Below are 14,776 nucleotides of genomic sequence, written 5' to 3'. Positions count from 1 at the left end.
CGTACAGATTTGAAAATGAGAATATGGTTTTAAAAGAAAGTAGAATATTATAAGTAGAATATTTAACTCATATTCGTTGGGTTTCTTACTATTGTTACGTTATTTTTGCCGCTTTTAATTTTTAAATTGCCCAAAAATTTATGAGACTATTATGTGTAATTGGAATTTTTATATTGTCATTTTCTGCAAAAGCACAGTCAGTTAGTGGAGTAGTTAAAGATGTAAACGGAAAGCCTCTTAACGATGTAATGATTTATAATTTCATTTCAAAAGTACATGCTCATAGTGATATAAGTGGAAAATTTGTTCTGGAAAACACAAAGCCAGAAGATAGTTTGCGCGTAACGAAGCAAGGGTATGTTACTAAAAATACTACTATTTCAAATGCTGAAATGCTTTCCATTATTTTAGATGAAAAGCCATTTTTACTGGAAGAAGTTACCATTACAAATAGTCTGAAGTATTTAAATAGCATTTCTAAAATAGATTTTGAAATTCAGCCTATTTCAAATTCGCAGGATCTAATGCGTAAAGTTCCGGGTTTATTTATTGGTCAGCACGCTGGTGGAGGAAAAGCAGAGCAGATTTTTCTTCGTGGATTTGATTGCGATCACGGAACAGATATTAACGTAACTGTAGATGGAATGCCGGTAAATATGGTTTCTCATGCACACGGTCAGGGTTATGCCGATCTTCATTTTGTGATTCCGGAAACGGTCGATAAAATTGATTTTGACAAAGGTTCTTATTTTGCTGATAAAGGAGATTTTACAACGGCAGGGTATGTTGGCTTTAATACAAAAGAGATTTTAAACAACAATGCTGTTTCCTTTGAAGCCGGTCAGTTTGATACTTTTAGAACCGTGGCTTTATTCAACTTATTGCATACTGAAAATCAGTCGGCTTATTTTGCCGGAGAATACATGATGACGGATGGTTACTTTGATGCGCCACAAAACTTTAACCGAATCAATTTGTTTGCAAAGTATACTGCTAAAGTAAATAACGGAGATAAAGTGGCAGTTTCCTTATCTCATTTTACAAGCCAATGGGATGCCAGCGGACAGATCCCGGACAGAGCGGTAAATGACGGAACGATTTCGCATTTTGGTGCAATTGATCCAAACGAAGGCGGAAATACAGGAAGAACAAATTTTAATCTTCAATATGATTCTAAAATTGATGGCCATTCACACATTAAAAACAATGCTTTTTTAAATAAATATGATTTTGAACTATATTCAAATTTCACTTTTTTTCTAAATGATCCTGTAAATGGTGATCAAATTAAACAAAAGGAAAACAGGACAATTGTTGGTTTTCAATCGGAATATAATAATAAACTAAATGATAAATGGTTCTTTAAATTAGGAGCTGGACTCAGAAATGACAATAATAAAGATGTCGAATTATCGCATACTGTAAACAGAAAAACGGTGCTGGATTATTTGAGTTTGGGGAATGTAAATCAGACTAATCTTTTTACTTACACGAGCTTTGATTTTACGTCAGGAAAGTGGTTGATTAATTCCGGTGTTCGCTTAGATTATTTTAAATTTGGTTATGAAGATCAATTGGCAACAACTTATACAAACCAAACACAAACTAAAGCTATTGTTAGTCCGAAATTAAACTTTTTATATACAGAGAATAATGCATTGCAGTATTTCTTAAAATTAGGAAAAGGATTCCACAGTAACGATACCCGCGTTGTAGTGGCTCAAAAAGGACAGGAAATTCTTCCGGAAACGTATGGAGGTGATCTTGGAATTAACTGGAAGCCTTTTCCCAGAATGATTGTTAATTCGGCTATTTGGTATTTATATCTGGCACAAGAATTTGTATACGTTGGAGATGAAGCTGTTGTTGAGCCAAGTGGGCAAACAGAGCGAAAAGGATTTGATTTCGGATTTAGATACCAGCTTACGAATTGGTTATTTTGGAACACAGATTATACGTATACACATGCACGTTCTATGGATGAACCTAAAGGAAATGACTATTTGCCACTGGCACCGGTTCATACTTTAATGAATGGAATTTCGGTTAAAGATTTACATGGTTTTTCAGGAAGTTTAAGAACCAGATTTTTAAGCGACAGACCAGCAAATGAAGATAATTCTATAGTTGCAAAAGGATATTGTATCACTGATTTTTCTGTAAATTATCAAATTAAAAAAATTTCTATCGGATTGAATATTGATAATATTTTCGATACCAAATGGAAAGAAACGCAGTTTTTAACAGAAACCAGATTGGCTAATGAAACTGATCCGGTAGAGGAAATTCATTTTACGGCAGGAACTCCATTTAATGCCAGATTAATTTTGAAATATAGTTGGTAATAATATCATATCTTTAGGTATAATATTTAAAGATATGAAACAAAGCGCCGGCATATTACTCTACAAGTTTATAGACTCCACTATTTATTTTTTATTGGTGCATCCTGGTGGGCCATTCTGGAAAAATAAAGATTTGGAAAGTTGGTCTATTCCCAAAGGTGAATTTACCGATGATGAAGATCCGCTCGAAGCTGCAAAACGAGAGTTTCAGGAAGAAACCGGTTTTGAAGTGGATGGTGATTTCATAGCACTTGAATTTGTTAAACTTAAATCAGGAAAGACCGTTTTTGCATGGGCGGTAGAATTTGATATTGATGTTACTTTAGTAAAAAGTAATGAATTCGAAATCGAATGGCCGCCAAAATCAGGTAGCATGAAAAGTTTTCCTGAAATTGATAAAGCCGAATGGTTTCAAACCGCAGAAGCCCTTAAAAAAATCAATCCTGCTCAGGCCGATTTTATAGTTCAGATTATTTCAAAAATTTCAACTTCACTTTAAATCGCGATCACTTTATAAAAGTATTTTTTGTAATTTACATAAACTCTAAATCAATACAGGATTAGAGATAATTAAGTAAAAATCAATAGTATGGTAAAGTGTATAATCTTCGATTGTGATGGCGTTCTTGTAGATACAGAAAAAATAGGTAACGGAATTTTGTTGGAAATGGCTGCCGAACATGGTTTTGAGATGAAAATTGAAGATGCGTATCGCGATTTTAATGGTCGTAATTTAAAAGAATGTTTTCAGCATATAGAAACGGCAATTGATGGAAAACTTCCAGATAGTTTTGAGAATGAATATCGCGAAAAAAGCTTCGAAGCATTCAAAACGCAAGTCAAACCTATGGAAGGTGTTGTCGCATTTATAGATAAACTAAAAATTCCGTATTGCGTGGCTTCAAGTGGTCCGGAAGATAAAATCCGTTTGAATCTTGAAGTATCAGGTTTACTTGATAAATTTGAAGGTAAAATATTTAGTTCCTATCAAATAAAAAGCTGGAAACCAGAACCTGGAATATTTCTACATGCTGCAAAAGAAATGGGTTTTGAGGTAAAAGATTGTATTGTTCTCGAAGACAGCAAGGCAGGTGTAAAAGCAGGAATCAGCGGTGGTTTTAAAGTGTACGGTTTTGCGAACGGATACAACAATGAAGATTTAGAAAGTGAAGGAGCAATTCTTTTTAAAAGCTATGAAGAATTAAGTGTACTTCTTCAATTAGAATAAATTACACGTTTAAACTACATCCCATTTACCATTTTCTTTCGCAAGATCAATCATAAGTTGGCCATGCTCCGTCATTAAACCTTGTTCGATCATTTTTGCTGCGCGGTCTTTATTGGGTTGGCTCCATTTGCTCTTCTTCGGATTTCGGGGCGTAAAAGTCAGATAGAAACTTTCAAAATCTCGTTTTTTGCATAAGCTGTCGATCCAGCCAAAACATAAAGCTTCTTCGGTTGCATCATTTAAGTTAATGCTTTCGACTTTACTTTTTTTGTGGTATAAAATCAACCAGACTGATTTTTCTGTTTGGGAATTTTGCTGTAACCAGTCGCGCCATTCTTTTCTGGTTTGGGCGTAAATGGCTAGTTTTCCGTCTTTTGTTTCCATGATTTATTCCGAATTGCTGATATAAATTTAATAAAAAAAATTAACCGCATAATTTTTTTACCGCAAAGGGCGCAAGGATTTTATTCAGGATTGTGTTTACAAACGAAAAAGTTCGCAAAGCTTTGTCGATAAATTTTACCACAGAGGGCACTAAGATTTTTTACTTTAGTGTATGGTCAGAAAACACAGAGTTCACAAAGCTTTGTCAATGCCAGCTTTGTGAACTCTGTGTTTATAATTACAGTGCTGAGATAAAAATCTTAGTGTCCTTTGTGGTTAATAATCTTGCGGTTAAATAAACTCTTCATCAAAAATTATCATTAGGTAACAATAGGTTAAACGCATTTAGGATTTTTAAGCATAAAATTGCACGTTCTTTTTTATGATGCGCCACTTCATAAATCTTTAAAATTTTAACCTAATGAATTTAAAAATTCCATTCGTTCATAAAGCCTATTTTATATTTCTATTTTCTATTTTTTTCAACGCTGCTATTTCAGCTCAAAATCCTAAAAATCTAAACGGCACTCAAATCGCTTTCTTATCTGATGTGCATTTGCAGGATCTATTCGGAACCTTTTCAGACAATGATTATAAAGGAGTCTTAAATCCGAAAACCGGACAATATGTTTTGTTACGAACGATGGCCTCGCAATTGCATTCGACTAGAATATTCAATGAAAATTACTTTGCTTTCATCGCTGCTTTGGAAGATATCGTAAAGCGAAAAATAAAATATGTTGCACTTCCCGGGGATTATACAGATGATGGTCAGCCCATTCACGTTCGGGGTTTAGAAAAAATCTTAGCACAATACAGCAAAAAATACGACATCGAATTTTTTATCACGACAGGAAATCACGATCCTGTTGGACCTTTTGCACAAGATTCCGGTAAAGAAGATTTTCTTGGTAAAGATGGAAAAAGTCAGCCCATTTATAGCAAAGACGGCCTTTATAAGCTCAATTTAAGTACTGAACAGCCTGTAATTGTAACAGCCGATATTGCCAAAATGGGTTATTTAGGAATCACGGACGGATTAAAAGATTTTGGCTTTTATCCGAATAAAAAATACAAATTCTGGGCAACTCCGTTTTCGACTTATAACAGCCAGAATTATAGTTTCGAAAAAGCTTCTGAAGCTGCTTTATTATCAAACAGAGTATATAATGTCGCGCCGGGTTATGAAGTTCCGGATGTGAGTTATGTCGTTGAACCAATCGATGGACTTTGGTTAATGGCAATTGACGGAAACGTTTATATTCCGAAGAAAAATGATGGTGATCCGAAAGATTCTAAAAGTTATTCTGAGGCAAGTACGGGTTATAATAATGTACTTTCGAATAAAAAGCATCTTATAAAATGGGTGGAAGACATTTCGGCGGAAGCCAAAAAACAAGGCAAAACCTTAATCGCTTTCAGTCATTTTCCTATGATTGATTTTAATGACGATGCCTCTGCAGAAATAAAAGAATTGCTTGGGCCAAACAAATGGCAATTAAACAGAGTTCCGGTGGAAGAAGTAGCGAAGACTTTTGCTGATGCAGGATTGAAAATTCATTTTGGCGGACATATGCATATCAATGATACCGGAATCCGTACGACGGAAAAAGGGAATACTTTGGTCAATATTCAAACACCATCTTTGGCCGCTTATATTCCGGCTTATAAATTATTGACGATTAAAAAAGAGAATGTAGTCGATATTCAAACCATCACAATTGATGATGTTCCGAGATATGACGAACTTTTTGATTTATATAGAATGGAGTATAAATTCTTAGAAAGTCAACAGACAAAAGACATTTGGAATATCAATATTCTGAAAACCAAAAACTACCACGATTTCACCGATTTCCATTTGAAAGAACTAGTTCGTTTACGTTTTTTATCAGACGATTGGCCTTCTAATTTCAAGGATTTTTTCCTAAAACTTTCTGCTCCCGATTTATTGGTTTTGGCGAGTGTTCAATCAGATAGTGATTTTGATGAAGTGTTGAAAAATAAAGAAAGATTCCAAAAAGAGTGGGAGGAAGCCAAAATAAAATCGGCTCAATATTTAAAAGAAAACAAACTCAAAAAAGAAGATTTTAACTGGACAGGCTATGATTTACTGGTTGATTTTTATCGTTTTAGAAGTGCCGATGAATTGGCTTTAGCCGATGTTGGAACTGTAAGAGCGAAACAATATAAAGTATTATCTCAGTTGTTTTTTGATAATTATGCAGCCGATACTTCAAAAGAAAAACCACTGGAAAACCAAATGCGATTGTTTTTAATCATCTTCAATAAATTCATGCATGAAGTTCCTGCAGATCATTTTAGTGTTGATTTGAAGAGTGGTGTGATTAAGCGTAAATAGTTTTTTTTGTTTTAAGTTTCAGGTTTCAAGTTATTGAAATGTGTAAAAATTTAACCGCAAAGTTCGCTAAGATTTACGCAATCCGATAGCTATCGGGAGCAAAGGTTTATTGACAAAGCTTTGCGAACTTTGTATTTTCTAAACATAAACTATGGCAAAAAAACTTTGCGAACTTTGCGGTTACATGCGCTCCAACAACTTGAAACCTGAAACAAAGAAAACTTGAAACAAATTATTTAACCCCGTTGATAGGATCAACTCTCACATAAGTCCCATCATCGTATTTTACCTGATAAGAAGAATTAAAAAATGTACTTGGTAAATAATAATCGGTAGTTATGATTTGTGCTCCTGATTTTTTGGCTGCTTCGAAGTGTGAATAATCATTCTTACGAGCTTCTTTCGTATCCGAATCGGCTCTGGTTCTTATGATGTAGCCTTTTTTTACTAAATCAGCAATTTGAGGATCTTCAGAATTGTTTCTGAATAAAGTTGCTGCTTCTGGTTTTCCGGGCTCAGCATTGATGAAAACAGCGCGTCCTTTTAGTGAAGGGTGATTCAAAGCATATAAATCTCTTTTGGCTCCGTTGTTATCCAAAATAAACAAGAATTTACCTTTTGCTTCTTTTAATGTTGGCCAATTATTGTTTAGAACGGCTTCTTCCAAAGTTTTGTATTTACCACGTACGATATCCGGCGTGATTAGTTTATTTCCTAAACCTTTCCTAAGTTCTTTATCTAAAGCGTCAAATAATTCAGGTGTGAATTTTTCTGCTTTTGTACCTAGGTAACTATCGTCATCTTTTGGTTCCAAAGTAATAAAAACTGGAACGTGATCAGGATTGGCATCAGACCATTTTTTTAATTCGGCCAGGCAATTCTGAAGCGTGTAGCAGGAAGTTCTAAAATCGATATCGATCATATGAAAAACTTTAAACCCAGGTTTTTTCATTTCTCCTTTTGGATCATAAGCTTCTTCAGATTTTGCCAGGTCTAAACCTTTTGGGTGCGCAAATTTCCCACCTTTAGTATCTGCCTGAACATCAATTTCAAGATTTCTCAACCCTTTGTTCAATTGTTCCGTAAGTGGAATATGAGTGTATTGCAAACCTTTTAAAGAACGGCTGGTGTCTTTGGCCTGAATAAAAGTGTATAAATCAGTTTCAATGGCTTGACGGTAACTGTTGTGAGATCCGATAACCTGAATTTGATTAATTTTTAAATTTTCATTTTGCGCCTGAACGTTGCTGTTTATGGCGCCAGCAAGAAATAGGGTGAACAGAATTTGTTTCATGATTTAAAATGTAAAAAGTGTTACTAGATTAGGGGACGCATCAAAAGAAAACACTTTTTAGAGCCCACTAAATTAAAAACAGCAGTTGAGTTTTATGTTAGATTAAGAAAAAGAAATCGCAAACGGACTGTCATTTTTAGCTTAAAATAGTAGTATTTATACAGCAAAAGAATTCATTATTTAATTTAAAGTTAACGTTCAGGCAAAAAACTTTGGTATAACATTTTATTATTTTACAGGACCAAATACTACCAAAAGCAGCTATGAAGAATCCTGAAATTTTTGAACAAACGTATACCGAATACTGGAAAAAGCTCAATGCGTTTTCGTATACGATGACTCAGGATAAAGACTTGGCGCAGAACATTGTTCAGGATGTTTTTATTGATTTATGGGAACGAAAAGACGATTTGAATATTAATGCGATTGAGCCTTATTTATTTCGTGCCGTAAAAAATCAGGTCTTCAAACATTATCAAAACAATCGCTTTGATAAGACCATTATGGAAGATCAGTTTGAGGATTATGTTATTGATAATTTCGCTTCAATCGATCCTGAATTAATGGATTCACTTTATTCCTTATTAGATAAACTTCCGGAGAAACGAAAAGAAGTTTTGTTGATGTACAAATTTCAGGATATGTCAATAGATATGATTGCTGATGAACTCGGAATTTCAAAACAAACGGTTAAAAATCAAATTTCTTCTGCCTTAAAACAACTTCGTGAAGGCTTAAAAGACCTTGCCTGGCTGGCTCCATACATCATTTTGCATCAAAAGTTTTAAGATAACTTTCCGTTGATGTTTTCATAATATTTCCCGATAGTACGATTTCGTGATTCTGGTACTTACTTGTAATAATAACCTGTTAGGGTAATTAGCAATTTTTTGTTTAAACACATAGAAACATAGATTTTTCTTTTTAGAAGAAGAGAATTTTAAAAAACTAGTTTTCACACATAGCTATACGTAAAACGCTATGTTTTTTAAAGCAAGTGAAACGCCTTTAGTGAGTGAAAAAAACTATGTCTCTATGTGTTAAAAAAATTACGCCAACATGGACCAACAAATAGTATGATAAAAAGAATCAAACATAGTTTAGAACATTTACTCGACAAAAGTTCAAGAAATAAAACTTCAATAGCAGAGGAAAATCTATTAAACGATTTTGCTTTTGACCAATATCAAAATTCAAAATGGAATGAAACAACAATGGGAAATCCCGATGAAGTTTCGCAACATATATATGAAGGAATTCAACTTAGAATAGGAAAGAAGAGAAGCTTCAATCCTTATTTAAAATACATGGCCGCTGCCAGTATTCTTTTTCTTGTTGGTTTGGGATTTTTTTTCAAACCAGGTTTTTCAGTTGAAAAGCACTTAACATTTAAAACTTTAGATACCCCCAAATCTATCCAATTAAATGACGGCTCGAAAATTTATCTGGCAGCAAATTCTATTTTTCAATATCCTGAAAAATTTCAGGGCGATGAAAGAAAGGTTTCACTATTAAAAGGAAATGCGTTTTTTGAAGTGGCCAAAGACAAAACGCATCCTTTTATTATCTCTTCAGGCGAAATTAAAACACGAGTAGTTGGAACTTCTTTCCACATTCAGTTATCAAAATCAAAATGTGAAGTAATTGTCGTAACCGGAAAAGTAAATGTTACTTCAAAAGGACAGAGTGTTGATTTGGTTCCGAATGAAGAAGCCTTGTTTGAGTCTCAAAAATTAACCAAACAACTGGCAGACAAGTCTTATTTAGTGAATTGGTACAACACTGATGTTACGCTAGATCAAACTACTCTTAAACAAGTTATCACGATTTTACAATATAAGTATGGAGTTTCATTTCAGTATGATAATGAACACGTATTAGCAACGCCGTTAACGGTGTTCATTAAGAAGGACGCATCATTAGAGAATGTTTTAGAACAAATTAATTATATCACAAACCTAAAATTCAGAGTTTATGGCGAAATAGTAAAAGTGGATTAAAAACAAAAAAGCAGTTGCTGAGAACAACTGCGATTAATAATTAAGTATCGATAAAAAACCAATAACTTAAATCATGTATTTTAAACTTTCCTATTTAAATCTAAAGAGAATTGTCTTTTTAGTAATGGCGTTACTGGCCATTCAAAATGGTTACAGTACAACTAGTTTCCTAGAAAATTCAAAAGTAAAAAATAAAATAGAAAAAGCTACACTTGTTTCTATCTTTTCAAAATTAAGCCAGCAAACGGATTATAAATTTAGCTATGGACAGGCTATAATTGCTGATAATACGATTTATACAGTAAATTATAGCAATGAATCTGTTGCATTGATTTTGAGCGACCTTTCTAAAAAAGCTAATTTCAATTATAATATTAATGGAAAATTAGTTTTAATTCAGAAAACAGAAGCTCCAAAAACGACAACTCATAAAGCGGTTGACAGAATCAAAGTAAAAGGAAAAATTGTTGATGAAAATAAAGTACCAATTCCTGGTGCAACGATTAAGGAAACAAGTTCATCTAACGCAACGACTACAAACTTTGACGGTGAATTTGAAATTACGGTTGGAGAAGGAAAAACAATCGAAATCTCTTATTTAGGTTATAAAACAAAAACAATGGCTGTTCAAAGTGGTTTTATGACGATTCAATTGGAACCAAATACAGCTGAATTGGCAGAGGTTTTAGTTGTAGGTTACGGTAAGCAATCTAAAAAAGATGTTACAGGAGCTGTTACACAATTAGAAGCAGCTAATTTTAAACAAGGTCCCACTATTTCTCCGGATCAATTATTACAAGGAAAAGTAGCTGGTGTTCGCGTTGTAAGTACAAGTGGTGAGCCGGGAGCAGGTGTAAATGTTACGATTCGTGGAGTTGGTTCTATCAGAAGCGGAAGTACACCTTTATTTGTGGTTGATGGAGTGCCATTGTCTAATGATGATGTAAGTCCAGGTGCAAGTAATGTTGGTTTTGGAAGCTCACAAGCTAAAAATCCGTTAAACTTTTTGAATAATAGTGATATCGAATCGATTACAGTTTTAAAAGATGCTTCGGCTTCAGCCATTTATGGAGCGAGAGGATCTAATGGAGTTGTTTTGGTAACGACTAAAAAAGGATCTAAAGGAGAAGGAACTTTAACTTTTGATTCTTATACCGGAATTGCGACTGTTGCTAATAAATTAGATGTTTTAAATGCTGATCAATATAGAAAAGCGATTAAAGATCCGGCTTTTGACCACGGCGGAAATACAGACTGGCAGGATGTAATTTACAGAACAGCTATTACAACAAATAATTCATTGGCTTTCTCTAAGCAGACAGAAACGGGTAATTATTACGCTTCTGCTGCACAAATGAATCAGGAAGGTATTATCAGAAATAGTGCTTTCAAACGCATTTCAGGAAGAATTAACGCGGCTGAATCATTTTTGGATAACAAACGTTTGAAAGTAAAACTGAATCTTACGGCAAGTGAAACTAAGGATGATGGAGTACCAACAAGTGATGATGGTGGTTCTAACGGACAATTGATCGTGCACACTTTAATGGCAAACCCAACAAGATCTGTTTTTGATGCTGACGGAAAGTACACCAACTTCAACATGAATGCGCATTATAATCCTGCTTATTTATTAAGTATATATGATGACGAAACGCGCACATTAAGAGTCTTGGCAAACCTGGAAGCGTCATTACGAATTGTAGACGGATTGGAATATAAATTGAATATTGGTTTTGATCGCTCTGCAGCAGAAAGAAGCACGACAATTTTTCCAAACTTAACAGATTTAAATCCAAAAGGAAAATATGTTCAGAATAATTTAGATTCAAAAAACTCTTTGATCGAGCATTATTTGACTTACAATTTACAGTTAGACAAACACAAGTTTGAGGCTTTAGGTGGATTCTCTTATCAAAAATTTGAAAGATCAGGGACAGGTTTCAGTATTGACGGAATTTCAAATCAGGGAGTTGGTGTACCACCTTCAATCAATCCTGGATTTGCAGGAACACAATCCGGAGTTGCAGGATATGCTCAGGAAAACGAATTACAATCATATTTTGGAAAGTTACATTATAGTTTCAATAATAAATATCTTTTAACGGCGTCGATGAGAGCAGACGGTTCAACTCGTTTTGGAGATAATAACAAATACGGATATTTTCCTTCAGCTGCTTTGGGTTGGAATATCTCTAAAGAAAAATTCTTAGAAAATGCTTCAGCTGTTAGTAACTTAAAATTAAGATTAAGCTGGGGACAAACAGGAAACCAGGAAGTTGAAAATAAAATTACTCAGGCAAGTTATTCTCTTGCAGGAGCTGACGGATATTATTTATATGATGATTTGAACCTGGTAAACGGAGTCTCAGTAAACAGAACACCAAATCCTGATTTAAAATGGGAAGTTGTTACGCAATATAATGCTGGTTTAGATTTTAGTTTTTGGAATGATAAATTCTATGGAACTTTAGATTATTTCAACAAAACCACGACCGATGCGATTTTGAATGTTCCTTCTCAGGCTCTAAGTCCAACTACTACAATCTGGACGAATATCGATGGAAAAATCATAAACACAGGCTTTGAGTTTATGTTAGGTTCAAAAATTATTGATAATAAAGATTTCTCGTGGAATATCGATATGAACGGAGCGACTATAAATAACAAAATTGAAGATTTGCCAGTTTCAGAAATTTTAAGCGGAACTATTTCAGGACCGGGACAATCAGGCGTAAATGCTAATATTTATAAAAGCGGTTATGCTGCAGGATCTTTCTATTTGTTAGAGCATACTGGTTTTGACGCCAATGGGGCGAATGTCTTTAAAGATCAAAACGGAGACGGGAAAATTGATAACAGCGACAGGGTAATTATTGAGGGAGCGTTACCTACTTTTTACTACGGATTTAATAGTGATATGAGATACAAAAACTTTACGTTCTCTTTCTCTATCATTGGACAAACCGGAGGTTATTTATTGAATAATACAGGATTAAATGCCTTAAACATAAACAACTTAGCATCTGACAGAAACGTTGCTACAGGTTATTATGAGTCGGGTGCAAATGCTACAAACTCGCCAATTTTATCTACACTTTTCTTAGAGAAATCAGACTTTATCAGATTAAATACAGCTCGTGTTGGATACAATTTCGATTTAAAAGGAATGAACTGGATCAACGGATTGACACTTTATGTTACAGGACAAAACTTAATTACGATTACAAACTATTCTGGTTATGATCCTTTAATCAACAGTCCGAAATCAAATGGAGGAAATCAATCTATTGGTATTGATTATGCTAGTTATCCAACTTCCAGAACATTCAGTTTTGGAGCAACTTTAAAATTATAATTACTATGAAGACAAATACAATTTTTAATATAAAACTAATAACATTATTTTCTTTCATCTGGTTGTTTGCCAGTTGTACGGATCTTGATGAGGTTGTTTTGGATGAGGTTTTAGGAGATAATGCCTCTAATCCTGCAGGCGCACTTGCTGCAGCTTATGATCGATTGGGAGACGGAACTTTTACAGATCACGGAGCCGTTTTTTCTTTACAGGAATACACAACAGATGAAGCTATTTTACCAACTCGCGGAAGTGACTGGGGTGATGGTGGAAAATGGAGAGACATGCATGAATTTACATGGAAATCTGATAATGCTGTGGTAGGTAATAATTGGAATTTATTAACGAACGGAATTACGCGTTCTCTAACAGCGGTTCAGTCGATTGAAGAAAGCTCGATCCCACAGAAAACCTTGTTTTTGGCTGAAGCTAAAGCTCTTTTGGCGTATTACATGTACACCACTTTAGATTTGTATGGACAAACCCCATACAGAGATCCGATGAACCCAAAAGCACCTTTACAAATTTTAAAAGCCGATACTCAAATTGATAAATTGATCACAGATGTTGAAGCTTTGATTCCTGATTTGGCCCCAATGGGTGAGCAGCAAACGCATCACGGACGTTTTACAAAAGAAGCTGCATATGCGTTTTTAGCTAATATGTATTTGAACCGTGCCGTTTTTAAAGATCGTTACAATGCTAGTTCAGGCTTTAATTTTAACGAAGCTGCTGTAAGCGGAGGAGGAACAGATATGGACCGTGTAATTTATTATACTTCATTATTAATCAATTCCGGGAAATACAGTTTAGAAAGCGATTATTTCAAAAATTTTGCAAGAGATAACGAAAACGGAAAAGAACTTATTTTCGCTATTTCTCAAAAGATCGATTACATCCGCAACGGTTCTAACAGTTTTGCTTATGTGTCTATGGAACGTAATCAGAGAACATCTGCCGCAAACAGAGGAACAAATGCAGCTTGTACCACTCCTGAATTTTATGCAACCTGGGATGGTAATCATGAAGATCCAAGATTTCAGCAACATTATCAATATGCAGATGGTACATGGTTTATGAATGATGGTACCGATGTGAGCGTCCCTGCAACAGATATTGTACCGAAAAGCGCTAATTTACCGTGGTTTCATTTTAACAGAGGAATTCAGGCCGGACTTCAATACGGACCAATATTATTGCCTTCAGGATCTTTAGAGATGATTGGCAATCGTATTAAGGTTTCTCCTTTGTACATGGAAAAAAGTACGACTACAAGAATGGATTTTACACCATCACTAACGTTTAAAAATCCTGCTCAGGCTGTTTTTGCTCAAAATGAAATCAACCAGGGAGCGCGTGTTTTTAAATATGAATTTGACCCGGAAGGAGGAAACGGAAACAGTAATGTTGATATTTCATTGTTTCGTTTAGGTGGAATTTACACGATGAGAGCAGAGGCTTATTTCAGAAAAGGAAGTACAGGATTAGCTATGGAAGATTTGAATAAACTGCGTACCAGTAGAAAAAGAGAATCTTTATATGCAAGTGCTCCGGGAAAAGCCTTAACCTCTTTAGATGCTGAGCAATTGTACAAGGAAATTGGTTTCGAATTATACTGGGAATTATACAGAAGACCACAAATGATCCGTTTTGGAAAGTTTGATTTACCGGGAACTGCAAAAGCGGCTTCACAGCCTTTTAGAAGAGTATTCCCAATTCCGCAGTCAACAATTGATGTGACTAAGGAATTCACACAAAATCAAGGATACAATTAAGTTTGTGTTAGTTTATTTTTATTTATTTTT

The 14,776-nt window shown here is 34.6% G+C and carries 10 protein-coding genes; 8 read left to right on the top strand and 2 right to left on the bottom strand.

Annotated elements, in window-relative coordinates; translation table 11 throughout:
* The first annotated feature begins 140 nt into the window (after positions 1 to 140).
* The 3 genes from AC3ITQ_RS18215 (at position 141) to AC3ITQ_RS18205 (ending at position 3,573) form a co-directional block, all read left to right on the top strand.
* The gene (locus tag AC3ITQ_RS18215) at positions 141 to 2,345 is read left to right on the top strand and encodes a TonB-dependent receptor (protein ID WP_489235558.1); all 2,205 of its coding nucleotides are present in this window, start codon (positions 141 to 143) and stop codon (positions 2,343 to 2,345) included.
* 34 nt (positions 2,346 to 2,379) lie between these two features.
* Positions 2,380 to 2,844 (top strand): NUDIX hydrolase, encoded by a 465-nt coding sequence (locus AC3ITQ_RS18210; protein WP_489235557.1) that lies wholly within the window; start codon positions 2,380 to 2,382, stop codon positions 2,842 to 2,844.
* A gap of 90 nt (positions 2,845 to 2,934) precedes the next feature.
* Positions 2,935 to 3,573 carry an HAD family hydrolase gene (locus AC3ITQ_RS18205; protein ID WP_489235556.1) on the top strand — a complete coding sequence of 213 codons (639 nt, stop codon included), beginning with the start codon at positions 2,935 to 2,937 and terminating at the stop codon, positions 3,571 to 3,573.
* 9 nt (positions 3,574 to 3,582) lie between these two features.
* Here the strand turns inward: AC3ITQ_RS18205 and AC3ITQ_RS18200 are convergent, their stop codons facing one another.
* Positions 3,583 to 3,957, bottom strand: coding sequence for a YdeI/OmpD-associated family protein (locus tag AC3ITQ_RS18200; RefSeq protein ID WP_489235555.1), 375 nt, complete (start codon positions 3,955 to 3,957; stop codon positions 3,583 to 3,585).
* Positions 3,958 to 4,378: 421 nt separating this feature from the next.
* Between AC3ITQ_RS18200 and AC3ITQ_RS18195 the strand changes: the two genes are divergently transcribed.
* Complete coding sequence (locus AC3ITQ_RS18195) at positions 4,379 to 6,319, top strand: metallophosphoesterase (protein ID WP_489235554.1); 1,941 nt, start codon at positions 4,379 to 4,381, stop codon at positions 6,317 to 6,319.
* A gap of 232 nt (positions 6,320 to 6,551) precedes the next feature.
* Here the strand turns inward: AC3ITQ_RS18195 and AC3ITQ_RS18190 are convergent, their stop codons facing one another.
* A complete protein-coding gene (locus AC3ITQ_RS18190) occupies positions 6,552 to 7,613 on the bottom strand; it encodes a phosphatidylinositol-specific phospholipase C1-like protein (RefSeq protein ID WP_489235553.1) in 1,062 nt (353 codons plus the stop codon).
* Between the two features lie 263 nt (positions 7,614 to 7,876).
* On the opposite strand from AC3ITQ_RS18190, the gene AC3ITQ_RS18185 reads away from it, so the two are divergent.
* The 4 genes from AC3ITQ_RS18185 (at position 7,877) to AC3ITQ_RS18170 (ending at position 14,746) form a co-directional block, all read left to right on the top strand.
* Positions 7,877 to 8,401 (top strand): RNA polymerase sigma-70 factor, encoded by a 525-nt coding sequence (locus AC3ITQ_RS18185; protein ID WP_489235552.1) that lies wholly within the window; start codon positions 7,877 to 7,879, stop codon positions 8,399 to 8,401.
* Positions 8,402 to 8,689: 288 nt separating this feature from the next.
* Positions 8,690 to 9,613, top strand: a complete 924-nt coding sequence (locus AC3ITQ_RS18180) for a FecR family protein (RefSeq protein ID WP_489235551.1) — start codon at positions 8,690 to 8,692, stop codon at positions 9,611 to 9,613.
* A 73-nt stretch (positions 9,614 to 9,686) separates the two neighbouring features.
* Positions 9,687 to 12,971, top strand: a complete 3,285-nt coding sequence (locus AC3ITQ_RS18175; protein ID WP_489235550.1) for a SusC/RagA family TonB-linked outer membrane protein — start codon at positions 9,687 to 9,689, stop codon at positions 12,969 to 12,971.
* Between the two features lie 5 nt (positions 12,972 to 12,976).
* The gene (locus tag AC3ITQ_RS18170; protein WP_489235549.1) at positions 12,977 to 14,746 is read left to right on the top strand and encodes a RagB/SusD family nutrient uptake outer membrane protein; all 1,770 of its coding nucleotides are present in this window, start codon (positions 12,977 to 12,979) and stop codon (positions 14,744 to 14,746) included.
* The last annotated feature ends 30 nt before the right edge of the window (positions 14,747 to 14,776 follow it).

The sequence above is a fragment of the Flavobacterium sp. KH_001 genome (genome assembly GCF_057840745.1).
This window is presented reverse-complemented; position numbering and strand designations above follow the sequence as displayed.